The organism is Luminiphilus sp. nBUS_07 (assembly GCF_051201685.1).
GTDB lineage: Bacteria > Pseudomonadota > Gammaproteobacteria > Pseudomonadales > Halieaceae > Luminiphilus.
This window is the reverse complement of sequence record NZ_CP179213.1, coordinates 1,580,057-1,604,120: the sequence shown is the minus strand read 5'-3', so window position 1 is coordinate 1,604,120 and position 24,064 is coordinate 1,580,057. Positions and strand designations below refer to the sequence as shown.

Genomic DNA, 24,064 nt, shown 5'->3' with positions numbered 1-24,064 from the left:
GGAGTGACCATGGACAAGCCACTTAACGAGCAAGTCGCTTTAATCACTGGAGCCGGCCAGGGTGTTGGACAGGGTATTGCCTTTGCTCTCGCCAAGAGAGGGGTGCGCATCATTGCGGTAGGACGCACCCTCGAGAAGTGTGAGGCTACGATTAGCACAATCAAAGATCGGTTTGGAACTGAGGGCGCCGCAATAGCGTGCGATATTGGTGTGATTGCAGATCTTGATGACTTGGTAACCGCAGCCGTGGAGAAATTTTATCGACTGGATATTCTGGTCAACAACGCCGTATCCGCACAGATCACATCGCTTATGGATGCCTCTATTGAAGGGTTTGAACTAGGGTTACGCGTTGGTCCCGTGGCTTCACTACGCCTTATGCAGTTGGTTCAGCCCCACTTGGTGTCAGCTGGTGGCGGCAATATTATTAACTTGGCATCCTCTGCCGCCATGCGTTGGGACAGCAGCAATTACGGTGTTTACGCCGCCGAGAAAGAAGCTATTAGAGCCCTTACCAGAGCTGCCGCGAATGAATGGGGTGGTCTGGGCATTCGCAGCAATACGATTCTACCCCTCGCGCAATCTCCAGCACTGGCCGCCTGGGCAAAATATCGTCCCGAAGAAGCCGAGGCATTTATGAAAACAGTGCCACAGCAGCGCATAGGTGACTGCGAGCAGGATATCGGTGAATTTGTCGCCACGTTGTGCAGCTCCGAGTCGCGTTTCGTCAACGGCCAGTCAATCGCCTTAGATGGCGGCCAGGTGAATTTGGGCTAAGCCCTCACTTAACCGCGGCGCCACCGTCAACGCTCAACAACTGTCCCGTAATAAAAGACGCCCGTTCTGAAGCCAAAAAGCAAACCGCCTCTGCAATCTCTTCGGGCTCACCGAGGCGACGCATTGCTGCCGCCTGTTTCAATCCCTCGGCAATCTTTGGCTGCTCCTCAAAATACCGTTCTACACCGGGGGTTCTGATAACCCCGGGAGACACGGCGTTAATACGAATGCCTTTATGGCCGTATTCGGAAGCACTGCTTTTGGTCAGTAGGTTGACACCACTTTTAGCCGCCGCATAAGCCGTATTGTAAGGCTGACCACGCAGCGACGCGTTGGAGGATATATTGATGATACTGCCTCCCCCGTGCTCTAGCATGTGCGCAATTTCATGCTTCATGCATAGAAATGTATTGGTAAGACAAAGTGTCAATGTTTGGTCAAAGACCTCGCGGGTAAAGCCATGAATGGGGCCTGATCCCCGGCTAACCGCTGCACTGTTGCACGCTACCTGCAAACCACCGTGGACAGTAACTGCAGCCTCCACCATATGAGCGACTCGAGCTTCATCACTCACGTCGGCAACGTGCGCAGCAGCCGTACCTCCAGCAGCTCGAATCAGCGACGCTGTTTCCTCTGCGGTATCACCATTAAAGTCGACCACAAGCACCTTTGCGCCCTCTCGGGCCAACACACAAGCAATTGCTCGGCCAATCCCAACCCCTGCACCGGTGACCAGTGCTGACTTTCCTGCTAACTCTGCCATACCTCAATCCATCATCAATTCAGACTAGCCCCGAAAGACTCTTGTTATTCCCCTTAGTAGGGACTTCGTTCTATCGTGGAGCCCCTGCTGGCCACAAGCCCAAATGGACTAAGGCCTCTTAAAAAATTTGAGAACTTAATATCATGCTTACAGATTTTTTTCGTCTCGATGGTAAAACCGCTCTGGTGACCGGCGCCGGAAAAGGCATTGGTGCCCGCATTGCCACTGCTTACGCCGAAATGGGTGCCGACCTTATCTTACTCGCTCGCACTGAGACTGATTTGGAGGCCGTCGCTAATGAGGTCAGAGCTCTGGGCCAGCAAGCTCGAATATTCTCCTGTGATATCACCGACGAGACCGCCATGGCTGCCACCTTCGAAACCCTGCATAACGAATTTTCGCAGCTTGATGTCGTGGTTAACAATGCGGGCGCTCCCGGCAAAGGATTTGGTTCATTGGCCAAGGTCAATAAGAAACGCTTCGAACACACCCTCGATATTAACCTCAGTGCAGCCTACGGCCTGATTCATGAGGCGTTGCCATTACTGCAGGCCGCACCGAACGCAGCGATTATTAACATTTCCTCGGCGATGAGCTGGATGGTCGATCGCCACATGGCCGCCTACGCCGCAGCAAAGGCCGGTCTTGATCAAATGACCCGCGTGCTAGCCTACGAACTAGCGCCAAAAATTCGTGTAAACGGTATTGCACCGGGCGCCATCGAAACCCCTGCAACGGCATTTATTACGCAGGACCCAGGCCGGCTGGAAGAAACGGTGCGATGGATCCCCCAAGGCCGCTTGGGACAACCGACTGATATCGCGCTGGCCGCACTTTACCTCGCCTCCAGTGCGAGCGGGTTTATGTCAGGGAAAATTTTAGAGGTTGATGGTGGGATGGCCGCCCTACCCGGCAGCGCCATCCAATCGCAAATACCGCAAACGAAACCCTAAGCGAGACTTAACAATGGCAACCTACATCATGACCGGAGGCGCCTCAGGTATTGGCGCAGCAACTCGTCAACTTTTGACTGATCAGGGCGATAAAGTCGTCACTCTCGACATTAGAAATGCCGATATCTTGGCCGATCTCAGCGATGAATCAGCGCGGGAAGCGGCCATCGCTAAAGTCCGCCATGACTTTCCATCGGTCGATGGCCTAATCACCAGCGCGGGGGTCGCCTCCCATTTTCCCGAGCCAGACAAGATACTGACGATAAACTACTTTGGCACCCGCGCCCTAGTTGAAGGGCTGGTAGATACGATCAAGCCCGGGGGGCGAATTATTGCCATCAGCTCTAATTCAGCCCCAATGTGCCACAACGAATCACTCGTAACAGCGTTGCTAGATAACGACCTGAACAGGGCTAGGGAGCTGGCCAAAACCAGTAATGGCCATGAATGCTACGCCGGAAGCAAACAGGCTGTTGCACGGTGGATGCGGCGGATTGCCCCCGATTATGCCCGCAGGGGGATCAGTTTTAACGCCATCGCGCCCGGTTACATCGAAACACCGATGACCGAAGCCGTGGCAAAAAGTGAAGCCTACGGATCCGCGATTCAAGAATTTGTGGCCTCCATTCCCATCGGCCGAGCGGGCCAACCCAACGACGTCGCCCAGCTCATCCGTTTTTTACTGTCACCCGAGGCCGCTTTTATCGCCGGGTCCTTGATTTATTGTGACGGCGCTCACGACGCCATGATGCGAGCTGAGGGGCTTTTCTAAAATTTTACGCCCGCAGCTGTTGCGCCAAATCGTTTTGCAAGCCCCCACCACCTAAGGAGTGTTCTGTGCAAACCCCACTAGATGCCAAAGGTTGGCGGCAACATATCTGGCGAAATACTGCGGTCAACGGTGCAACTAACGCTGTAGCTAATGGCCTGATTTGCTGGCTGTTGTCTCGCAATAAACCCTCTCTCGAACTTTTCAGTCCCTCGGGAGGGATCTCTGCTGATCTACTGGCGACGGGATTTTTGCTTGCGATGATCGTGACGCTGATACTAATACCCATTCAACGCAGGCAGCTCACCAAAGACGCCCTGAGCCCCGAGGTTCTCGCTGCGCCTTCACCACTTACGCTGCGTCTGGTGGCCGTGACCGAGCGTTACATTATGGCGGTTGCTTTAAGCGCCATCCTTGGCTTAATTGCGGCAGCCGCAACTTTATTGGCACTTAACACCCTTGCTCAGGACAGCTTCACACCGTTTGGTTACAGCGTTTTTAAGGGACTGTGGGCGGGAATTTTTGCTGGAGCGCTCGCTTATCTCATCATTTATCTAACGGGTCACAGAGCTTACGAGACGTCGTGAATGATGGACTGTTAACCGTGCTAGGAATCCAATTATGACTCGGCAAAAACCGCACAACCTCAAGGTTCCAGTCTTTATTGCCGCCCTTATGGCCCTGATCGCACACTCAAGCCTTGCCGCTGGGCCCTGCAAACACTTCGCCGCTGAAAGACAGCCTTTTTTTGGCGACCTACACATCCATACCCGGTATTCCTTCGACGCATTCCTGTCGAACCAAAAAAATGACCCTGACGGCGCCTATCGGTATGCCAAGGGCGAGATGATTACCCTGCCAGACCCTTTTGGCGACCAAACCATAGAAGCAAAAATTGATCGCGCCATTGATTTTGCTGCCGTCACGGATCACGGCCAGTTCTTAGGCGAGGTCGCCCTCTGCGACAGCGATTGGGGAACGTTGGCTTGGTGGGCACCAACATGCATCATGTCGCGCACAAAAAACCTCTGGGTGCAGCTATATGCGGCCTCTCAGTGGACGCTATCAGGGGGCATGGACGGCGTTGCTCCCCAGCGTTCACTCATTTGCGATCTGGGCGATTGTACTGCCGCTGCGACCACCATCTGGGCAGACATTCAAGCAGCTGCTGAGCGCCACAACGATCCATCTGACAACTGTGAATTCAGCGCATTTGTGGGCTACGAATACACACAAGGGCAGGAGGCTGCGAATTTGCACCGCAATGTAATATTCAAAAACGCAAACGTCACCGAACGCCCAATCTCGGTGTTTGACAGCAACAACCAAGTCCCGGAACTTTGGCGACAGTTAAAAAAACAGTGCCTTGATGCCAGCAATGGCTGTGATGTCATGGCCATACCTCATAATAGTAATCTTGGTGGCGGGCTTATGTTTCCTGACCCCGCCACCATTGAAGAAGCACACAATCGGCGCGCACTCGAGCCCCTCGTGGAGCTGATTCAACACAAAGGCGCCTCGGAATGTCGCTTCGATCGATTGCAAGGGATTGGCGTAGATACCGAGGATGAGCTCTGTGACTTTGAACAAATTCCCTCGGACAACTTACATATGCTGGGTTCCGTCGAGGGCAAGATGCGTTCTGAAAAGGGCCAGGCCGTCAACCTAAGCTCTTTCCATCGTCGAAACTTGATGCGCAATGTCCTTAAAGACGGGCTGGCACTGGAGCAGGCCAACGGACTAAATCCTTTTATGCCCGGCTTTATCGGTAGCACCGACACACACACGGCAACCGCAGGAGGGGCACAAGAGCGCCAATATGTCGGCCACTTAGGCTCCAGAGACGCCGGGTTTAGAAATATCCAAGACCATTTTGTCTCAAACCCCGGGGGTCTCGCCGTAGTTTGGGCAGAGGAAAATAGACGAGATGCACTCTTTGACGCCATGCGCCGACGAGAAGCCTATGCAACCTCAGGGACGCGCCCTCTCGTCCGCTTTTTCGCAGGTGATTACCCAGAGAATCTCTGCGAGGACCCTACAGCCATTAAGCTCGCCTATGACAAAGGCGTACCGATGGGCGGTATTCTTACAGAGCAGCCGGGTGACATGCCGCCCCGGTTTTATATCTCGGCCCAGCGCGACTCAGGAACTGCGCTATTTCCAAGCAATCCCTTAGAACGATTACAAATTATTAAAGGATGGGTTGATAGCAATGGCAACACACATGAACGCGTCTACGACGTTGCCGGTTCACCCGTCAACGAACTTGGGGTCGACCCCCTAACTTGTGCTGCCACAGCGCCTGGCAGCGCTAGTCTGTGCACAGTCTGGCAAGATCCCGATCCAACGCCCGATCAGTCCGCTTTTTACTACGCCCGGGTACTGGAAACACCCAGTTGCCGTTGGAGCACACTGCAGTGCCAAAACATGGGGGTAAATCCACTTTCTGACGCCTGCCCAGACCAGCTGGCCGCCTCAACAAGGCGAGCCAAGGCATTAGGCGCCAGTGAGGATGCTTTCAAAAATTGCTGTCGCGTTGCTGAAGACGAGGCGTTTTACACACCCACAATTCGTGAGCGCGCCTGGACGTCGCCTATTTGGTTGCAGCCGCCTCCCTAGCCAAATGTAAAAACACGGGCACTTCACCGCCCCCATCGACCTCTAGGGCGGCACCTGAGATATAGGCAGCCTTGTCGTCGCACAGCATAAGGACCGCATTGGCAACGTCCACAGGCGCCGCCATGCGCTTGAGGGGTAGCATATCTGCAACCCGCTGAAACCCTTCAGCACCACCGTAGTGCTCAATACCCGCTTCGTTATGAACCAATCCGACGACAATGGCATTGACGCGGATGTGTGGCCCCCACTCCATCGCTAATGAACGGGTGCTGCTCAGCAGTCCGGCTTTGGCGGCGCCATAGGCCGCCGTGCCTGGTGACGGGCGAGCTCCACTGACGCTCGCAATATTGACGATGCACCCCGGGACGTCATTAGCTGACAAAGCCCCATAGGCTTGCTGCGATAACACCAATGGCGCAACGAGATTAAGCGCAACAATTTTTTCAGTCAGGCGGGGACTGGCTGCGGCAGCCTCAACAGGAGGACTGCCTCCGGCATTGTTGACGAGGATATCGATACGACCAAACCGTTCCAGCGTGAAGTCCACTAAGGACTGGGAGCCCTCAGAGTCACGCAGATCTGCCGCAAAAAAAACAGCTTTCTCCGGGCCATCACCCACAGGCGTTTCGGGGGGACGCCGCCCACAGGCAACGACCTGCGCACCCTCATTCAAGAACCCCTGACAAATCGCGCGCCCAATATGGCCTGCGCCTCCTGTAACTACCACTACCGTACCGTCGTATTGCCGCATCTGAGTGTCCCTTGCTATCAAACGCCACCCTTTCAATAAAACCCCCGCATAACATCGTCTGAATACGTGATGCGGGTATTTGCGCTTGAAGAAATCTCACGCCAGTATCAGGCTCCTTAGATAACGCATCAACCCCAGCAAGCTATCCATCGAACGGTGACTTGCCTTTAAACCTTAGGAGCACCCTCTATGCCTACCACCCAAGTTGCCCACCCAAAAGATTTGATGACCATGACCGGTACCGCATTAGGTCCCACAGAGAGCCTGCAAATCACTCAGGAAAGGATTGACCAATTTGCAGAGGCGACGGGTGATCATCAATGGATTCATGTTGACCCAGAGAGAGCGGCACAGGGTCCTTTTGGCAAAACCATTGCACACGGTTACCTGACGCTGTCGTTAGCCAACTGTTTTCTTCCCGAGCTCATTCAAGTGGAAAATGTATCGATGGGGGTGAATTACGGGACTGAAAAGATTCGCTTTCCAGCGCCCGTACCCGTGGATTCACACATTACAGCTACAGGTGAAATTATTGCGGTCGAGGAGAACAAGGGCGGTTACAAGGCGACCATCCGCGTGACCATTACAGCCAAAGATGCTGACCGCCCCGCCTGCATCGTTGACACGATATCTATTTTCTACCCGTAGCGGGAAGGTCAAAGGCCGGCGTGGTGACGCTCGCGGCTCAGCGCACTATCCGCTTCTAAAAAAAGGTTAGACGCTATAGCTTGAATACCCGACGCGCATTTTCATGCAAAAACTTAGGCCACACGTCGTCTTTAAACGGGACGTTGGGCATGTCGCCGAAGATCCTTTCCAAGGATAAACCCATGGGGAAGTAACCCGCATACATGATTTTGTCAGCCCCTCGGGTATTGGCGAAATTTATAATGTCTTTAGGGTAATGCTTGGGGGCAAAAGCGCTGGTCATATAAAACAAGTTCTCGTACTTCAGCATCAGCTTCCATGCAAGATCTGTCCAGGGTTCGGCTCCGTGTTTCATGACCACTTTCAATTCAGGAAAAAACCAGCAAATCTCATCGAGGTGCTCAACTTTTTGCGGCTCCATTGGAATCCGCGGACCCGGCACACCTACACAGGGACAAAAGGGTATATCTAGGTCAATGCAGGTGACAAAGATCGGATACCACTTCTTATCGGCAAGGGAGACTTGAGGGCACAGTCCAGCGGGAAAAGCGTTCACCGACTTAATGTCATACTCTTCCTTGAGCCGGCGAATCTTTCGAACCTCTTCCATACCGTTATTAGGGTTGCAGTCGTAGGAGGCGAAAAATCGGTCGGGATGTTTTTTTACCGCCTCGTTTTGCGTCTCATACTGACCCTCGTCCACACCCAACATGGCCTTCTCAATATTGAACTCATCCATCTTCTCCAATGTGTAGGCAATGTAATCATCGCGCTTGCCCACCTTTGGAAGGTCTTTAAACATGTATTGAGCTGGCATTTTGAACATCTGGCGACTCTGCTCATCCATCAACAACGGACGAATAAAATCATAAAAATTTGAGGTGTCGTCATTCGGGACCGCAAGCATCAGGTCAATGATAGGCACGTCAGTGGGCATTGGCATGGGTTTTGTCCTCTAGCCATCTTGGCAATCGATAAAGGGGTTAGCGATGACTAAACATCGCCACCCCATTGTGTCAGTGGCCATCATGGGCGGCCGAACATTTTTTATACAGGTTTTTCACCTGTATCTATACGACCTCTAAGTAAGACCTACAATTGAGGCAAGTCACTCAGGGGGCGTTGTGATAAATCCTAAGCGGACAAACTGGGGTAGTCGGTATAGCCCCCCGCGCCCTCACCCGCATAAATGGTTCGTTTATCAAGGGTGTTTAACGGGGCATCAAGGGCAAACCTAGTCACTAGGTCAGGATTTGCAATGTAGGCACGCCCGAAAGACACCGCGTCTACACGATGCTCAGCGATAAATTGGTCAGCCTCCGCGGCATTGAAGCTGTCACTGCCGATCAGCGCGCCCGAAAAATATTCGCGGCTTAATGCCAAGCTATCAATACCCGTGGATGCCATCCGAATGGCATGCACCCAGGCCAGCCCTAAGCGGTCCGCTAATTGAAGGAGCGCAGCATAAGTTTCAGTCGGATTGTCATCAACGTGATCGTTGTAAGGGTTTCCGGGGGAGATTCTCAGCCCTATTCGCCCAGCGCCGGTTTCAACTTTGATCCCGTGCAGAACTTCCTCTACGAAACGCAAGCGATTCTCCAAACTGCCACCGTATTGGTCATCACGAAGGTTGCTGCCCGTCGCCAAAAATTGAGCTGGCAAGTAACCCGATGCACAGTGAAGTTCGACAGCATCGAACCCAGCTTGCAGTGCCCGGGCGGCGGCGGCTTGATAATCTGCCACGACTGATCTGATCTCAGCAAGAGTCATCGCCTCGGGCGTCGGCATGGACATCATTCCTGACTCGGTAAAAATCTCGGCGTTAGCCGGTAGCGCTGATGGGGCCAAAAATCGCGTGTTTCGCCCCTTATTGAGTGCATGGCCTACCCGACCACAATGCATCAGCTGACAGGCAATGAGCCCGCCTCGGTCATGGACTCGGTCGGTCACTGATGACCAGGCCTTGGTGTGTGCGTCATTGTAAATCCCCGGGGTGCGGTTGTAGCCCTTGCCGTCGGCAGAGGGATGCACGCCCTCGGTCACAATCAGTCCAGCGTCGCCGCGCTGACCATAGTAGTTGGCCTGTAATTCTGAAACCGCATCGTCATCTTGCCGAGCTCGGCTACGGGTCATAGGCGCCATCACAATGCGATTACGAAGTCGCAGGTCACCCATTTCAAGGGAGCTGTACAAGTGCGCATACTTCATTTTCTGGTCCTCATATTGGGGGCCGACCCCACCGTTATCGAGTTTTTATAGACGGGTCTAAGCTGCCATCACGCATCGTTGCCAAAAATTTCTCGAGTGGCGCAGGTGCAGCAACGCTCGGCAAATGTTCAGAGGGCGGTTCCGCCCAGAACCTCTGCCAACTGGGAAACAAGCTGTGAAACGCCCCTTCGTATTCATCCCGATCGGGCCACCGCATTTTATTCTCACCACAGGGCGGCTTGTTGAGATCGCTGGCATACCAGTAGCATGGCAAGCGTCGTCGAAAATACCAACGGCCGTTCATGCGCTCGTAATGATCCCAATAGAGCATCTGCATAATCACCCATTCGCAGCCACCCTGCTCCGTGGGGGTCTCATGCTCGTTTTTACTGTAGACAACGCCTACCGCTCGATCGGGGTCTTCAAATTCGATAATGTGATTGCCAATGTGATGCGCGGTGCCCGTAAACTGAACCCGCAAAGTTTCATCCATCCACTGCTTAAAATGTGCGCGGCCAACCTTGTCTCGACCGATCCGAATATCCTCGGCAAAAAGATTCACCAAAGCGTCGATATCTCGCATATCCAGCGCAAGCGAATACTTTGCAGCAAGCTGTCTAATCGCGTCCAGAGACTCCAAACGATCAACCCTTGCGACAACATCACTCTGACTCATATGCACTCCTCAGCTGCGACACGGCGCCCAGCCATGCGCCCAGAAAAAGTAGCGTCCCCAACAGAGCTTCCTGATGCATAACCATCACCCCGCCTGGGCACACCGCAAGCTGTTCTTCCTGCTGCATATAACCCGGGAATAACACCCTCATGGACAGAACATACGGCGCCGTCGACCGTGGTATCAAGGCCACCTAAGGTAAAGCAGGGGAAAAACGCACCCGCCCCCGGCGTGCAATCGAGCGCTACGAAGGGCGCCTCAATTGTCTTCAACCAACTGACATCTTTGTGAAATAAACGGTCCACACCTTCAGCAACGTCCTCATTGAAGCGCGCAAGCGTCCGCTCAAGTTGGCCCTTGGGAAGTTTCAACTCAGACACCAGCTCATCGAGGGTTTCACCGGTTGCTACCACCGGAGCCTGCAACCAGCTCTCAGTCTCATAATTGCCGTAATCCGCCACATTAAGAATGAGGTACACCGGATAACTCTGGTTCACCAAAAAGCTGCCAATGCGGCCGTGATAAGCGTCCTCATTGATAAAGCGCTGACCCTGACCGTTCACAAAGATGCCAAAGGTTAGCGTCGCTGGAGGATAAAAAGGCAGACTTAAAAATCCTTCGTGCATGTTAATGGCACGACCACCGACACTCAGCCCCATTTGAATGCCACTGCCCGTATCATTGGGATTGCCGATTTGGGTCTTGTTATCGAGAAACTGAGGGCAGTACTCACGCACCATATCCTCGTTCATAATAAAACCACCGGCGCACAACACCACACCTTTGCTGGCGCGAAAATAGTGTTCCTGCATATTCTGCCGAACCGCAAGACCAACGATCCGTTGTTGAGGTCCGAAGCAACTCACGATCAGTCGTAAGGCCCGGGTCTCATAGTGAATATCAATGCCTCGCTGCTCGACTTGCTGCAAAAGAATTTTGGTGAGCAAGGGTCCGCCATTATCACCCTCGACTTCGAGGTTATGACCGCGCGGCGCAGGCTTGTAATGCTCGCTATAGGGCCACGCTTTCTCACTGCCCGTGTAAAGCAAGCAGTCGTCTGTCAGGGCCATCATGGCACGCTCTTTGAGCTCAGAGGCTTTAAAAGGCACACCCAGAGACATCAACCAATCGAGGTGCTCCGCCCCGCCTTCCGAATAAGCTCGCACTTTATTGGCATCGGCCTGAGGCCCATTACTCGCCATCAAATAACCAAAAACATCCTCAACACTATCTTCGTAACCCACAGCTTTTTGAATTTTCGTGCCACCGCCCAAATAAATTTCTGCGGAGGACAAGGCGGTCGAGCCACCAGAGGCCGATGCGGCTTCCACGATCATCACCGATGCCCCCTCATCAGCCGCCGCGATCGCCGCACAAGCGCCAGCGCCACCAAAGCCGACAACAACGACATCACTTTCACCAGACCAGGAGGTCACGTCAGATTCAAGCATGGGGGCAAAAGACATAGGCAAAGGCTCGCCAAATCAACTGGAGGTGCTTCACATTAGCGGCTTGATGAACGGCGATCAGCCTCCATTTGGACGATGGAGCAAGGTTGCGCACTGGCCAATCACACGCCACTCTGCGGGCCATCCAAACTCCTAGAGACATCATCATGGCCTGGTACACCGGTAATGCCCTTTACGACACATTACTCCTTGTAGGTTTTGCCTACGCGCTGCTGGTATTTGCCGCGAGCTTTGTGGGTACCGCTGCCTATGGCGGCCGATTCGGACTGAAAGGTAAAAAACAGGGTATTAAGCTCGGTTCTCGTATGGGCTGGATTATTATGGAGCTGCCCGGCTTGCTGGTTTTTCCGGTCGTCTACTTCATGGGGACTAACGCCTACGAAGCCGTGCCTTTGTTTTTTCTTGCCGTATGGATGATGCACTACAGTAACCGCGCGCTCATTACTCCCATGTTGATGCGGGTACAGCCCGGCACACCCGCGAGCTTTTCTTTCAACGTAATAATCGCAGGCTGGATTACCCTGTTTCTGCACGGTTATTTCAACGCGGCGTACTTGACCGAGTATGGCGATCAGTACACGCTCGACTGGTTCAGTGATCCTCGATTTGTGTTGGGCTTGTTTGTCTATGCGACGGGTTTTGGGCTGAACATTCACTCAGACCATATCCTGCGTAACCTGCGTTCAAAAACGCCCACGCCCAATGAGCCGCGCTACAAAATTCCTTTTGGCGGTGCCTTTCGCTGGGTTACCTGCCCACAGTACCTTGGGGAAATTCTGTCTTTCACAGGTTTTGCCATCATGACCTGGAATTTGGGCGCGGTCTTTGTGCTCGCTATGACCGCCGGCAACCTAATTCCTCGCGCGCTTTATACCCATCGTTGGTTTCGTAAAAATTTCGATGAATATCCACCAGAGCGTAAAGCCATCTTCCCAAGGCTGCTGTAAATCTTTATGCCTTAGTTTGGCCTGCAAGCCCAGGTATCCTCTGTGGCATGCCCCACAGATGTTTAATGTAGATCAAGGCTCGAACCAGATAGCAGAGCCAATGGCCCGCTCTTGTATCGCGACAGGGACCATCGGCTCTACACCCAAATCTCGGGCGTCGTAGGTGGACCAGCGCGGTGTTGGAATCTCAAGAACCCTTGGGTAGTAAAAGGCAGGGCGATCAGGATCAAAGTCGTCATCCTGCCACCAAGCTGCCAACGAGGGCGAACCGATGGTATTTTCGTAGGTGCTTGCCCCTGTATTTACCGTGCTACCTACGGGGTCCAACCGACCGGTAGCGAGATCAATGCTTCGTTTCCCAGACCATGCCACGTCGATAACCTTCTCGTGGGTAACACCCTCTTCGTCAACCCAGCCTTTAATAATTTGAATACGATCAAGGTGGGCACCCAAAGGGTCCTGGGCAGCAAAGACTACAAACTGAGGGGCCCCTGAACCAGACTGCAAAGGTAATGCAGAGCCCATAGGCACCCCGGCAGCGTCAGACTTCGCGACACCATCAGCTGCCACAGCCAACGCCGGCTCAAGTTGCCAGCCACCAAACATGCGCAGGGAGATCCGAGGTCCTGAAGTGGCAAAGGTCTCACGCCGCTGCAGCGCAGAAAAAAGTGCCTCGCGGGTATTTTCCTCAGCCCAAACTCCGGCGAGCCCACCCGAGCCCCAACTTGGCGCAGGGGTCATGTAAGCTAATCCCAGACCTGCCTCACCCGTTCGTAAGCCCGCACTTCCATCCATCATCGGCAGCTTACCCGTATAATTATCCTCATCGGTGACAGAACTGGCGTTGTGGCTATCGCTGGCACCAATCACACCAAAGACAAAGGGGTTGAAGCCCTCGCTGTGAGCCAGTGAAATTCCACGTCGCAAGGCATCGCGTGCATAGGACCCTTTGACCGTCTCCAAGGTGCCCTTCTGACCGGGAACTGCGCTAGCAATCTCAAATCCTGCGAACTCGTCAAGACTTGATAATAACGGGTGTGTTTCAGAGGCACCCTTTACCTGAAGAATTTCACTAATCGGTTCGAGATCGGACCGGTCCTGGGGTACGGCCTCAACCAACAGACGACCCTCGCTGTCCTCGGTTCGATACATGAGTCCCTGAGATAGGTTGGCGTTGTGTGGAATAGCAATGACTGACCGCCCCTGTGCCCGCTCACCGCGCAAAAAGCGCCAAAGGTCTGTTGCGTCAGGTCCGTCGATAGCGCTGAAGGGACGACCAGGTACCGCACCACTTCCGTAAATAACATTTCGGTGTAAGTGCGTCGTAACATCGCCACCGTCAGCTGACCACTCCCAGCCGATGAATGCTGTGAATTTGCCGGGATCGTTAAAGGTGTTGGCCGCCTCTACAGTGGTCCTCCACGCTGCAGCGTTTATGGCGGTATCGACGCCGCCAAGGGTTAACTGAAATCCATTTTCGTGCATCAGTGCCATCGTCTCGACCCAAGCCCGGGTCACTGCCAACCGACTGCCTTCTGCTAAAAGATCAGCGAGGGGCTGGCGTGTCGTTGGAATATCGAGATCGGCCAATCTCGCCTGACCCATATATTCGGCATGATCTGTCACCGCAGCAAAATCTAATGGCCGACGAATTGTGAGGGGATAACCTGCACCATGATCGATGGTCAGACCTCGGGAAAAACGATAAACATCCGAGGGTAACGCGCGCACGCCCATGGCAAACGCATCACTCGATAAGGCGGTGTGAATGTGCAAATCACCCCAGTAAAGGTTACGCAGTGAACTGGGCAGCAACGGAGTGACTTCAGGCATTTCAGTGACGGGGGACACTGTCATTGGCGTAAGAGTGGGGTCTGCTATCGGGTCACAGGCCGTGAGAAGTGCCACCAACATCACGGTTACCGTAAACAGTAACAGCTCCGGCCTCCGCCGACACACAAAGGCATCCGCAGCCACACCGTGAACGTTATGCTGAAGCTGTTGCATCAGTAAATAACAGCCTTCGAGCGCTCGGGAGGCCCCCCCAACATGTCTCTGTGTGAGGGTGGATAAACGCCAGCATCAGAAATTTTTAAAGCCACACCCAGTTCTGCGCCCACCACAGTTTGCCCGCCATAAGAGGATCCCTCGGGGCTACTGCGCAAGGCGTGAATAAGATGGCCGGTGTACTCTGGTGACTCTGCCACCTGCATAATCTCCTCATACTGTTCAGGGTGGACCTCAGCGGCTTTCATCGCGCGCTCGGTCTTTAACGGGCCCATCCAGATCGATAAGCTGTTAACACCGGTGCCCTCTAGGTCGTGCTGCATATCCGCGGCAAACTTATCAAGGCCCGCTTTCTGCGCCCCATAAGCAGGGCCATGCATGTAGCAATTAGCGCCAAAAGACGAGCCGAAAATAATCCACCCTGTACCGGCCGACACCATCATGCCTGCAGCGTGCCAACTCGCCACGTAGGCGGAGCGTAATCCCACGTCTAAAATGGCGGCTGCTTCTAAACTTTTTTCCCAAAAAGGTTTCGGCGTAATGAGCTCAGGATGCATGTATGTCGCATTATTAAAGAGGACATCTAGGCGGCCGTCATCGCCCTTAATCTGCGCGAACACCTCCGCCACAGCGGCGTCATCGGCGTGATCGCAACAAAGGGCAACGCCCCGCCCTCCTGCATCGGTAACGGCTCGCGCCGTATCGTGAATGGTTCCGGGAAGTACTGAGCCATCCCATGCTTTTGCCGCACCCACTACCTCAGAGCGACCCGTAATGTAGACCGTGTAACCGTGCTGGCCCAACGCTCGAGCCACTCCAGCACCTGCGCCTCGACTCGCGCCAGTCACTAGTGCCACTGGTGCATTACTTTTCATAGCATTCTCCCCAAATCGCCAATGCCCAAGACCGTGGGTTCACTCAACTGACCCAATCGTCTCTATCGCCTCGGTGGAGGCGACCCTTTGCGGACTGCACTGTGCAGTCTGCCAAGCAATGCCTTGACCAGTGCGCACTGTCAACAACGTGCCCCTTATCGGCGAAAAAAACATCTTGCCCTTATTCGAGCCTAGTTGCCCAAACATCCTAAAACCTCAGGGGGCCAGTGCCTCCGCTCGAGTTTTCACCGCGTTCGTCATCCGCCGAAAACCCCGCCACAGAAAGAACCCCATTAGAAGCGTGACAATGGGCGATAACCAGCCACGAAGTTCAAAATAGGAGGTATAACGAATCTCTCTTGTACCGACAGCTTCCAGCCGATGCTGCCGCTTGCTGTACAGCCAGCGGCCTACCGGTCGCATGCGGTACTCAAACAGTTTCTCATGCTCGACTTGCGTCACCTGCTCGGTCTGCTCAAGCTCAAATGGACCCATGTTTACCTGCATAACAATGGGGGTTCCGGGTTGCAGCTCAGCCGAACACCGTGTCACAAAGGGGTTCCATTCTTTATAAGCAGGAAAATCGACGATAACCTGCCAAGCCGTTGGGAGATCCGCTTTAATACTGCGCACAAACTTGAGCGTCAGCATTTTTCAGCTTCCACCTGAAGAGGCAAGAAGCTGATTATCTTCCAGTACATTTGCAGGCCGGTGTATGCACCACGTCCCGCCCGGGTGGTAGATGTACGCCACACAACTGTTGCAGTTGTCACATAGCGATGGTTCCTCGGGACGCACCTCCCACTTGTTGACCAGGTCAGGCTCTCTGAGCAGCGCCCGTGCGAGTGCCACCGCCTCAAAATCGGCCGCCATACACTGCGCCACATTATCGGCTGACTTCACACCCCCAAGATATGCCAAGGGAAGAGACACTTGTTCGCGAATCTTTTTCGAATACTCCCAAAAATAGAGCTCCCGGAAATCTATAGAGGGCGCAGACTTCGCGGTGGCGCCGATCGCCATACCGCTGAGCGACCACTTACCCAAAACGCGATACATAGCTTCAAGATTCATATTGCTGCCAAACATGAACCAGCCCGACTCCACATTACGACCGCCTGATAATACGAGCATGTCAGCACCCGCTGCCTCAAGCAGTTTGGCCGTAATGATTGCATCTTCAACGTTGGCCCCCCGACGTCTGCCGTCAGCAACATTGATTTTAGCCAACACCGCAATATCCTGACCCACACGCTGCTTTACCGCTGCGAGAACTCTTGTTGGAAAGCGTGCGCGGTTCTCGGCACTGCCGCCATAGGCATCTTTGCGGTTGTTGTCCATGGGCGACAAAAACTGGTTCAACAGGTAGCCGTGCCCCATATGAATCTCGACCGCATCGAACCCCGCACTCACACAGTGTTCAGCCGCAGTGACAAAAGCTTCAACCATGTGCTCCATGTCGACTTCGGTCATTCCGCGACGAAAGATATTGCCTCGGAGAAGGCCTGCAGGATTGAAGCCCGATACAGAGCTTTGAAGACGCCCGGGCACAAAGACCCCCGTCACGAAAGAACCACCGTGGGTTAATTGAGCGGCAATCTTGCCGCCCTTGGCGTGCACAGCATCAGTTACCGCTCGCAGCTCACCAATCACTCCGTCGTGCAACCAAATTTGATCCGGCAGCGTTCGCCCTACCTTATTCACTGACAGATACGCCATGGTCGTCATACCCACGCCCCCTGCCGCCATACTCTCGTGATGTTTCAGCATGGCGCGGGTCGGCATGCCCCGCAGTGACATATTTTCATTGGCTCCGGCTTTGATAAAACGATTGGGCAAAGTCACCGGACCTAACCGCAGCGGTGTATAGGCTCTCGCGAGCATGGCCTGTTCCACGGTCTCTCCTGCATTGTTAAAGTGGCTCTAGTATAGCCACACGATGACATCGGACTATCGTCCCTTTGCAGGTAATCAACGGCTATTGTGACTAGCAACACCGCAACTGCCGAGTACAGCCGCTGACTACTGTTGATGCTCAAGGAAGATCGTTTAGATCCCAGAGTGAGTCAACAGAGCCTTGAGCCGTGCCTGCTTATCGGCATCAAAACCCAAAGCTCGACTCATGTAGTCACTCGCGTCCAAGTAGCCCGTATCAATCTCAGTGAAGGCCGCAGTGAGGTAGCGCTCTTCAACCTGCATCAACACATTGAGTGCCTGACGGGTTGTCTCCACCCCTGCGCTTTCTGGCAGCCCAGCCATGAGAGCGCGGCGATGCGCCTGGTTGCAAAGATTGGTTGCCAAATAGTCTGCCATTACGTGGTGCTTCGAGGCGCCGGCAACAAGCAGCGTCAGTGCAGCGGCATAGCCGGCGCGGTCTTTCCCAGCAGAGCAGTGGAATACCAGAGGTAAACTTTGAGGCTGCAGGAGCAGGTGTAGGAACTCGCTATAAACCCGGGCAAAACGGGTCACGAATAACCGATTGGCTTCAATGAGAAATTCACTCGCTGCCTGTGCGTCAACCCTACCCGCTTCAACCTCACGGCGAATATTAATGACATCTGCACCCTCAGCCTCCACCGGCAACCAAATTTCGTTGATGCCGGTACCCATAAGGAGATCGGGGTTTTCCGCCCGTTCACTAGCTCTGCGCAGATCGACCACGGTTGCTATTCCCAAAGCGGACAATCTTTGTCGGTCAGCATCGGTCAAACGGCCCAAGTGATCAGACCGGTATATCCGTCCCGGTGTAAAGGAACCGCCACAACCGAGTGGGTACCCGCCGAGATCTCTAAAATTGTGCGCTCCGTCAAATCGAATTTGACGAGGCAGGCTTTCGGTGGACGACAACAAACGGTAACTCCCTCTATCAATCAGCGCCTTAACATGAACTATAACCAGCAATCAAAATTTTTCAGCATCCTGGGAATTCCGCCAGGTTTAGCTGAAGAAACAATCGCCGCATAAGCACGCCCGGTTGCGTTTGATTGCCGAGCTAAGCGAACAGTTTTCAATTGTCGAGGCAGCGCTGAGTATCATCAAAAACTGCGTCAAGCATCAGGTTTTCCACTTTTACAGGCGTTGGGCGAACAACCGTTACCTCAGCCCTTTGCTGTGAAAATGCCCCGTCATAGAACACAACGATAATGTCTTTTGCAACGAATCTTCGCTGCATAGCACCACCCTTCCAGACAGCCATCGCGAGCGTCATCGCAGCAGCTATAGCGAGCGCAATAAACCCCGATTGCCTGACCCCGGCGGTTAAAAGTGCCGAGCGCCCCTTCGCACATAATGTTCAAATGTGTCGCAAAATGTCACCTTTGAATAAAAGCTGCATAGATCTGCAGCGTCGCCTGCGGGCAGCATTTGCAGCACCCACGGATTCTAGAGACTAAACTGTATTAGCAATCAGCTAAAATTCCGCAAATTAGGCCAAAGCAGGGCGGAAAAAGATATTTTTTGGGCGACAATGTATGAGTTGGCGCGCTTTGTGCAGCGGCACGTTGACACCCCGTACTTCAGTGGCGGGCGAGGCTTCTAGCAGTACAAGGGCCGCACATAAAACCAAACAAGGAGTTACACCAATGAACAAGTCCACCCAACAAGGTTTTACACTTATCGAACTGATGATCGTGATTGCGATCATTGGCATATTGGCGGCTGTCGCCCTGCCCGCTTACCAAACTTACACCAAAAAAGCCAAGTTCTCTGAGGTTGTGGCTGCAGTGACACCGGTAAGAACGGCGGTCGATCTGTGCTTTCAAACCAAAGGTGGAGACTTGGATAATTGCGATGCAATAGATGGAAGTCAAATAGGGACCGCTGTTCTTACTGATGCTGCCACGGGGTCACTTGTCACTAGCGTCACTATAGCTGCTGACGCAGTAATTACCGCTACGGCCGTTTCGACAGGCGGGTTTAACGGCGAAACCTACATACTGACACCAACAGTGAGCGGTAACTCCCTAACATGGGCAGCATCGGGCTCCTGCAGCGCTGCCGGTTACTGTTAAAAGATCAAAACCCCGCTGCGGGATACCCAGCGGGGTTGTTTCCAACACGTAAGGCCCTGCCAAACTGACAAGATAATCGCCCACATCGCTCACTCTGAGCACCCCCTTTAATCGACTGGGCGACATAAGAATTTATAGGGTAAGCAACACACGGCAGCTCCCGCTGACAATCAGAATTCAAACATCGACTGTAAATCGTGGTTAAAAACCCTCGGCGTCGTGGGACACTCGCCAAATCAGCTGGGGAAACAATCGCCGCATGACCACGCCTAGCTGTGTTTGCTTACCGGGATAGGCAAAAAGCTTCCCCTTATCGAGACAGCGTTCGATGTCATCGATTACCACATCTGGCGTCAGGGTCTCGCCCTTAGAGGGCAGCTTTGGAACAACGGTTGCCTCGGCTTGCTGCCACAGGGCCGTCTTCACCGCCGGCGGGCAGACGCAACAAAAGCGCAGTCCGCTGTTACGATTTTCGTGATAGAGGATTTCAGTATAAAACTGCACTGCCGCTTTGCTTGAAGCATAAGCACCCATAAGCAGTCCCGGAACGATACCGGTCATGGAGGAAAAGCTCACAAAATCGCCGCGCCCTCGCTCGATCATTCTGGGTAAAGCCGCCGTCGCCACATTCACGAGACCGCCATAGTTAATTGTCATAACTCGCGTTGTTAGCTTGGGATCTTCCTCAAGTAAACGACCAAATGGCATGATTGCCGCCGCATTAGCTACTCGATCTACAGGCCCAAGACTGCCCTCAATGTCGGCAAATACACCGGCAACTGCATCGGCATCTGTAATGTCTACTGCATAGGGTTTGATGTTGGGAGCAGACGCCGCGGTTTCAGCCATACCGGCTTCGTTGACGTCTAAAATGGCAACCGTTGCACCCGCTGTAGCAAGGCGACGCGCCCATGCCTGCCCCATGCCACTACCGCCACCGGTAATTACTGCAACCTGACCCGAAAAAGACATTGGAACTCCCTTAGACCGCAAGATCGCGGTATTCAGCCCTCAGAGACCTCTGGGGTGAAAATCACTGGCATTGACTTGATGGTGCTAATCATAAAAGAACGCATATAAGTGACCTCGCCGTTAAAGGTGATATCACGAAGTCGGGGGATCACTTCCTCAAACATGATGCGCATCTCGAGCCGCGCTAAATTCATCCCGAGGCAAAAATGCTCACCGATACCAAAGGACCTAAGTTCTCGGTTAAGTGACGGCATGCGCTTTTTCCGGTGGATATCAAAACGCATAGCGTCGTCGCCGAAAACATCCTCATCGTGGTTTACGGCATGGTAGTGCATCACAATTTTTTCCCCGCGCTTAAATGAGTAGCCGTTCCATTCAACATCCTGCGTTGCCGTTCGACGCATCGCGATAAACGCCGTGTTGTAACGCAACATTTCTTCAATAGCGTCAGGTATATCCTCAGGATGATCAACAAGGTGCTGCAGCTGATCCGGGTTCTCCATTAACAGCCGCATGCCGTGAGCGGTAGCAGTGCGAGTACTTTCGTTGCCACCCACCATGATTAAAATAAAAACCCAGGCAAACATTTCATCACTGATGGGCTCGCCATCGACCTCACCCTCCAAAAGGGCTTGAATTACCGGGCCAGTGAAACCTTCGCGCTGCTTCTTTGCCAATTCCATGGCATACAAAATGACCTCAAAGGAGACCGCATTGGCCTCATCAGGGCCAGTGGCAATATCAGGGTCATCACCGAACGCCATGATGTTGGTCCACTCAAAAAACTGTTTTCGATCCTCTTGCGGTACTCCCATCAATTCTAAAACTGCGATCAGGGGCAGTTCCGCCGCAACCTCTTCAACGAATTCACAGGACCCTGCAGCTGCCACCCGGTCGACAATAGCCTTCGCTTGCTGCCGCAGCCAAGGCTCCATAGCAGCCACTGCTTTGGGGGTGAAAGCGTCCCGAACGACTCTGCGGTGCGCCATATGCTTTGGCGGATCCATGGCTATGAACGCGTTATCCAACATCACCTGCATGGTCTCCCGCTGCATCTCAGATTCGGGTTCCATAGGAAACGGGCCTTCAATTTGAGATGAGAAAAGGCTGGGGTTTTGAGAGACAAAATCAAGGGCGTCGCGTTTGACCGCCGCCCAGTAAGGGACGCCTGTCGTGGGATCATCAAAGTGCACAAAGCTCCCCTGCTCGCGAATATCAGCAAGGACCTGATAGGGCATGCCCTCTCGGTAGGCATCTAGATCGAGCAGGTGAGTGAAGGGACAGCGCGCTTGTGTGTTTTCCATACCGGTCATTAACTCCCTGTGGCAAGCCGACACCTGCCCAATTTGTTGGTAAAGCTCTGGGGCGGGTGTCATTTGATTAAGTTGTACGCGCCAAACGTCGGCTGGAGCCAAAGATGTCGCGTTTTTTTACCGTTGCATATCGTCCGAATGAGAATAGGAAAACATTGTTTTTTTAAAACGTCCAGTATTACTATGTGCGTTGGCCCCATTATTCACCGTAAAATTTTTAGGAGCTCAACGACAGATCATGCCTCGCCCGTTGGTTGATACAGAGACGATTATTACTGTCGCCCTCGACGCCATGGAGGAATCCGGCGCGGGACCTTTGACAGCTAGGCGGCTGGCAACTCGGTTAAAGTGCTCCACGCGAACGCTATATCAGCAGATGGGCAAGCAAGAAGCGCTGATCTCAGCGCTACTGAACCATTATTTTGTCAAGGAAACCCCTCAGCTCGACCCCAGCTTGGATTGGAAAGAGGCCATTGGCACATGGGCGAGAGCGCTTAGATTAGCGATTTTAGACCGCCCCAATCTCTCCCGTCATTTGAGCACGGAAAACCGACCTGCCCTCATCGAATTTACCCGCCCCCTTCTTGTTGCACTGATCGCCGCAGGGTTGACTGAGGCAACGGCGGTGGCGGTTTGTCGATCTCTCGTCCACGTTATCGTGAGCCTGACATTGGGAGAGCTTGAAATGCAGTCTCACCGCTACGATGAAACCGAAATCGCGAAGGATCACCCAACCAGCTTGCTATCCACCGATGCCAACGCTTACGAGCGTTCACCCGACGGTAAAATTCCACCTCCAGTTTTCGTGCAGAGTATTCACTGGCTGATCGGTGGCATTGAATTGCAACAACAAACCCAAGCAGAGCTCCCATGATCCGGTTGAGCTCCTACCGAGTACTGCATTTTATTAAGTCAAATACAACGGAGGCGTCAGTCTTGGGGTGGCTCAATCAGCCCCTTTGCCTAGACTCCCCTCAGGCAAGGATAGACCGATCGTCGATGACCCAGTTGTCGCGTGTGGTCCAGAGCATTATGTTTTCTTCACTTTTGTCATTACCTATCAGGAAGAGATTACGATGAGCGAACGATTACTGGTTGTTTCTACCGACTGTCATGCTGGTCTACCGATCAGCGAGTACAAACCCTACGTCGAAACTAAATACCATGACTTCATCGACATGGCGGTGGATGTTCAGGTCGATATGATGGATAAGGCTGAGGCGCAGTTTCTTATCAAAGATATCAATGACGCATGGCGCGCCCCCATAAAACAGGCGCTGACCGGCGCTTGGGATTATAAAGAGCGCAGCAAAATGCTCGCAGATGACGGCATCGCGGCTGAGGTCATTTTCCCCGACGGCATTACTGAGCAGAACACGCCGCCCTTCGGTGCAGGCCTGGGCCTATCGCCCAAAGACGCCGTGCCGGAACTGCAGTGGGCAGGTGCAATGGCACACAACCGTTGGCTCTCAGAGCTCGTTGCTAATGATCCAAAGCGTCACTTTGGAGTGGCATCCATCCCGCTGCTTTTCGATGTTGATCAAGCGGTAGAAGCGGCACGATGGTGTCATGAGAACGGCCTCAAGGGTGTGATGTTGCCAACGATGTGGGGTGAGCATGCCGCCTATCATGACCGTAAATACGACCCTTTCTGGGCTGTCTGCGAAGATTTGGGCATTGTGGTGCACTTCCACTCCGGACCCGCCCCGCTCAACGAATACTTTGGCGCTGAATTCCCCATGGTCGATTCCAGCGAAACGCTTCCGGGTGCCATGGGATGTTATGTGTCAGAGGTCATGTTCTGGCTATTCAGGCCCTTAACCTTCATGCTTTGGGGCGGCGTTTTTGAGCGTTTTCCAAAGCTACAAGCAATGGTTGTCGAAGGCGGCACCATGTTCATGGTTCCCTCCTGGCTGCGCCTACTTGACCATAACTACACCGACATACACTTCTCGGCCAAGCTGGGCGACTTCCGGTCACATCTCTCTATGGCACCGAGTGAGTATTTTGCGCGCAACTGCGGTATCGGCGCTTCTTGCGTGCCCAGACGCGACCTCGATCTGAAGGAGCAAATTGGCTTGAAACAGATTATGTGGGGCAGCGATTTCCCTCACCCGGAGGGCACTTGGCCCAATACTGCCGACTACTTTTCCAAGACCTTTGCCGGATTCCCGGTTGACGACGGCAAAGCAATTCTTGGCGGTAACGCCACAGAGTTCTACGGCATGGACGAAGGCTATCTACGCTCAATTGCAGATGAAATTGGTCCTCAGGTCAGCATTTTTAACAAATAATAAATCGACACAA

24 protein-coding genes are annotated in these 24,064 nt (G+C 53.4%); 10 read left to right on the top strand and 14 right to left on the bottom strand.

All coding sequences use genetic code 11. The annotated features are described in order from the left end of the window. Window positions 1–9: 9 nt before the first annotated feature. On the top strand, window positions 10–777 hold the full coding sequence (locus ACMAZB_RS07075; protein ID WP_435219957.1) for an SDR family NAD(P)-dependent oxidoreductase: 768 nt from the start codon (window positions 10–12) through the stop codon (window positions 775–777). A gap of 4 nt (window positions 778–781) precedes the next feature. Here the strand turns inward: ACMAZB_RS07075 and ACMAZB_RS07070 are convergent, their stop codons facing one another. Beyond that, complete coding sequence (locus ACMAZB_RS07070) at window positions 782–1,540, bottom strand: SDR family NAD(P)-dependent oxidoreductase (RefSeq protein WP_435215647.1); 759 nt, start codon at window positions 1,538–1,540, stop codon at window positions 782–784. Between the two features lie 143 nt (window positions 1,541–1,683). Here ACMAZB_RS07070 and ACMAZB_RS07065 point away from each other — a divergent pair, with 143 nt between their 5' ends. The 4 genes from ACMAZB_RS07065 (at window position 1,684) to ACMAZB_RS07050 (ending at window position 5,881) form a co-directional block, all read left to right on the top strand. Next, window positions 1,684–2,493, top strand: coding sequence for an SDR family NAD(P)-dependent oxidoreductase (locus tag ACMAZB_RS07065; protein ID WP_435219956.1), 810 nt, complete (start codon window positions 1,684–1,686; stop codon window positions 2,491–2,493). Between the two features lie 13 nt (window positions 2,494–2,506). Further along, entirely contained in the window at window positions 2,507–3,265 is a 759-nt protein-coding gene (locus ACMAZB_RS07060) for an SDR family oxidoreductase (protein WP_435219955.1), read from the top strand. 65 nt (window positions 3,266–3,330) lie between these two features. Then, a complete protein-coding gene (locus ACMAZB_RS07055) occupies window positions 3,331–3,849 on the top strand; it encodes a hypothetical protein (protein ID WP_435215643.1) in 519 nt (172 codons plus the stop codon). A 34-nt stretch (window positions 3,850–3,883) separates the two neighbouring features. Then, window positions 3,884–5,881: a DUF3604 domain-containing protein gene (locus ACMAZB_RS07050; protein ID WP_435219954.1), complete on the top strand. Its 1,998-nt coding sequence runs from the start codon at window positions 3,884–3,886 to the stop codon at window positions 5,879–5,881. On the opposite strand, the gene ACMAZB_RS07045 is transcribed toward ACMAZB_RS07050, so the two are convergent. Next, window positions 5,856–6,632, bottom strand: a complete 777-nt coding sequence (locus ACMAZB_RS07045; RefSeq protein WP_435215639.1) for an SDR family oxidoreductase — start codon at window positions 6,630–6,632, stop codon at window positions 5,856–5,858. The two genes, ACMAZB_RS07050 and ACMAZB_RS07045, sit on opposite strands and share 26 nt — an antisense overlap. A 189-nt stretch (window positions 6,633–6,821) precedes the next feature. Between ACMAZB_RS07045 and ACMAZB_RS07040 the strand changes: the two genes are divergently transcribed. Continuing rightward, a complete protein-coding gene (locus ACMAZB_RS07040; RefSeq protein ID WP_435219953.1) occupies window positions 6,822–7,280 on the top strand; it encodes a MaoC family dehydratase in 459 nt (152 codons plus the stop codon). A gap of 73 nt (window positions 7,281–7,353) precedes the next feature. On the opposite strand, the gene ACMAZB_RS07035 is transcribed toward ACMAZB_RS07040, so the two are convergent. The 4 genes from ACMAZB_RS07035 to ACMAZB_RS07020 form a co-directional block, all read right to left on the bottom strand. Further along, window positions 7,354–8,223, bottom strand: a complete 870-nt coding sequence (locus ACMAZB_RS07035; RefSeq protein ID WP_435219952.1) for an amidohydrolase family protein — start codon at window positions 8,221–8,223, stop codon at window positions 7,354–7,356. Between the two features lie 191 nt (window positions 8,224–8,414). Next, window positions 8,415–9,488: an alkene reductase gene (locus ACMAZB_RS07030; protein ID WP_435215633.1), complete on the bottom strand. Its 1,074-nt coding sequence runs from the start codon at window positions 9,486–9,488 to the stop codon at window positions 8,415–8,417. A gap of 34 nt (window positions 9,489–9,522) precedes the next feature. Further along, window positions 9,523–10,164: a nuclear transport factor 2 family protein gene (locus tag ACMAZB_RS07025; RefSeq protein WP_435219951.1), complete on the bottom strand. Its 642-nt coding sequence runs from the start codon at window positions 10,162–10,164 to the stop codon at window positions 9,523–9,525. Then, a complete protein-coding gene (locus ACMAZB_RS07020) occupies window positions 10,161–11,630 on the bottom strand; it encodes an FAD-dependent oxidoreductase (protein WP_435219950.1) in 1,470 nt (489 codons plus the stop codon). The genes ACMAZB_RS07025 and ACMAZB_RS07020 overlap by 4 nt, the downstream gene beginning before the upstream one ends. Before the next feature lie 149 nt (window positions 11,631–11,779). Between ACMAZB_RS07020 and ACMAZB_RS07015 the strand changes: the two genes are divergently transcribed. After that, complete coding sequence (locus ACMAZB_RS07015) at window positions 11,780–12,580, top strand: 3-oxo-5-alpha-steroid 4-dehydrogenase (protein WP_435215627.1); 801 nt, start codon at window positions 11,780–11,782, stop codon at window positions 12,578–12,580. Between the two features lie 72 nt (window positions 12,581–12,652). Here the strand turns inward: ACMAZB_RS07015 and ACMAZB_RS07010 are convergent, their stop codons facing one another. The 6 genes from ACMAZB_RS07010 to ACMAZB_RS06985 all read right to left on the bottom strand — a co-directional run bounded on the left by ACMAZB_RS07010 (window position 12,653) and on the right by ACMAZB_RS06985 (window position 18,634). After that, entirely contained in the window at window positions 12,653–14,587 is a 1,935-nt protein-coding gene (locus tag ACMAZB_RS07010; protein WP_435219949.1) for a DUF3604 domain-containing protein, read from the bottom strand. Continuing rightward, on the bottom strand, window positions 14,587–15,462 hold the full coding sequence (locus tag ACMAZB_RS07005) for an SDR family NAD(P)-dependent oxidoreductase (RefSeq protein WP_435215624.1): 876 nt from the start codon (window positions 15,460–15,462) through the stop codon (window positions 14,587–14,589). The genes ACMAZB_RS07010 and ACMAZB_RS07005 overlap by 1 nt, the downstream gene beginning before the upstream one ends. 216 nt (window positions 15,463–15,678) lie before the next feature. After that, a complete protein-coding gene (locus tag ACMAZB_RS07000) occupies window positions 15,679–16,113 on the bottom strand; it encodes an SRPBCC domain-containing protein (protein ID WP_435219948.1) in 435 nt (144 codons plus the stop codon). Window positions 16,114–16,116: 3 nt separating this feature from the next. Next, the gene (locus ACMAZB_RS06995) at window positions 16,117–17,358 is read right to left on the bottom strand and encodes an NADH:flavin oxidoreductase (protein ID WP_435219947.1); all 1,242 of its coding nucleotides are present in this window, start codon (window positions 17,356–17,358) and stop codon (window positions 16,117–16,119) included. Window positions 17,359–17,511: 153 nt separating this feature from the next. Beyond that, complete coding sequence (locus ACMAZB_RS06990; RefSeq protein WP_435219946.1) at window positions 17,512–18,312, bottom strand: tyrosine-protein phosphatase; 801 nt, start codon at window positions 18,310–18,312, stop codon at window positions 17,512–17,514. A gap of 157 nt (window positions 18,313–18,469) precedes the next feature. Next, window positions 18,470–18,634, bottom strand: a complete 165-nt coding sequence (locus tag ACMAZB_RS06985; protein ID WP_435219945.1) for a hypothetical protein — start codon at window positions 18,632–18,634, stop codon at window positions 18,470–18,472. Window positions 18,635–19,043: 409 nt separating this feature from the next. Here ACMAZB_RS06985 and ACMAZB_RS06980 point away from each other — a divergent pair, with 409 nt between their 5' ends. After that, window positions 19,044–19,472 carry a pilin gene (locus tag ACMAZB_RS06980; RefSeq protein WP_435219944.1) on the top strand — a complete coding sequence of 143 codons (429 nt, stop codon included), beginning with the start codon at window positions 19,044–19,046 and terminating at the stop codon, window positions 19,470–19,472. A 201-nt stretch (window positions 19,473–19,673) separates the two neighbouring features. Here the strand turns inward: ACMAZB_RS06980 and ACMAZB_RS06975 are convergent, their stop codons facing one another. Both ACMAZB_RS06975 and ACMAZB_RS06970 read right to left on the bottom strand, forming a co-directional pair. Then, window positions 19,674–20,444, bottom strand: a complete 771-nt coding sequence (locus ACMAZB_RS06975) for an SDR family NAD(P)-dependent oxidoreductase (protein WP_435219943.1) — start codon at window positions 20,442–20,444, stop codon at window positions 19,674–19,676. 32 nt (window positions 20,445–20,476) lie between these two features. Beyond that, window positions 20,477–21,748: a cytochrome P450 gene (locus tag ACMAZB_RS06970; RefSeq protein ID WP_435219942.1), complete on the bottom strand. Its 1,272-nt coding sequence runs from the start codon at window positions 21,746–21,748 to the stop codon at window positions 20,477–20,479. A gap of 247 nt (window positions 21,749–21,995) precedes the next feature. Between ACMAZB_RS06970 and ACMAZB_RS06965 the strand changes: the two genes are divergently transcribed. Both ACMAZB_RS06965 and ACMAZB_RS06960 read left to right on the top strand, forming a co-directional pair. Then, on the top strand, window positions 21,996–22,631 hold the full coding sequence (locus ACMAZB_RS06965) for a hypothetical protein (RefSeq protein ID WP_435219941.1): 636 nt from the start codon (window positions 21,996–21,998) through the stop codon (window positions 22,629–22,631). A gap of 202 nt (window positions 22,632–22,833) precedes the next feature. Next, a complete protein-coding gene (locus ACMAZB_RS06960) occupies window positions 22,834–24,051 on the top strand; it encodes an amidohydrolase family protein (protein WP_435219940.1) in 1,218 nt (405 codons plus the stop codon). Window positions 24,052–24,064: the final 13 nt, after the last annotated feature.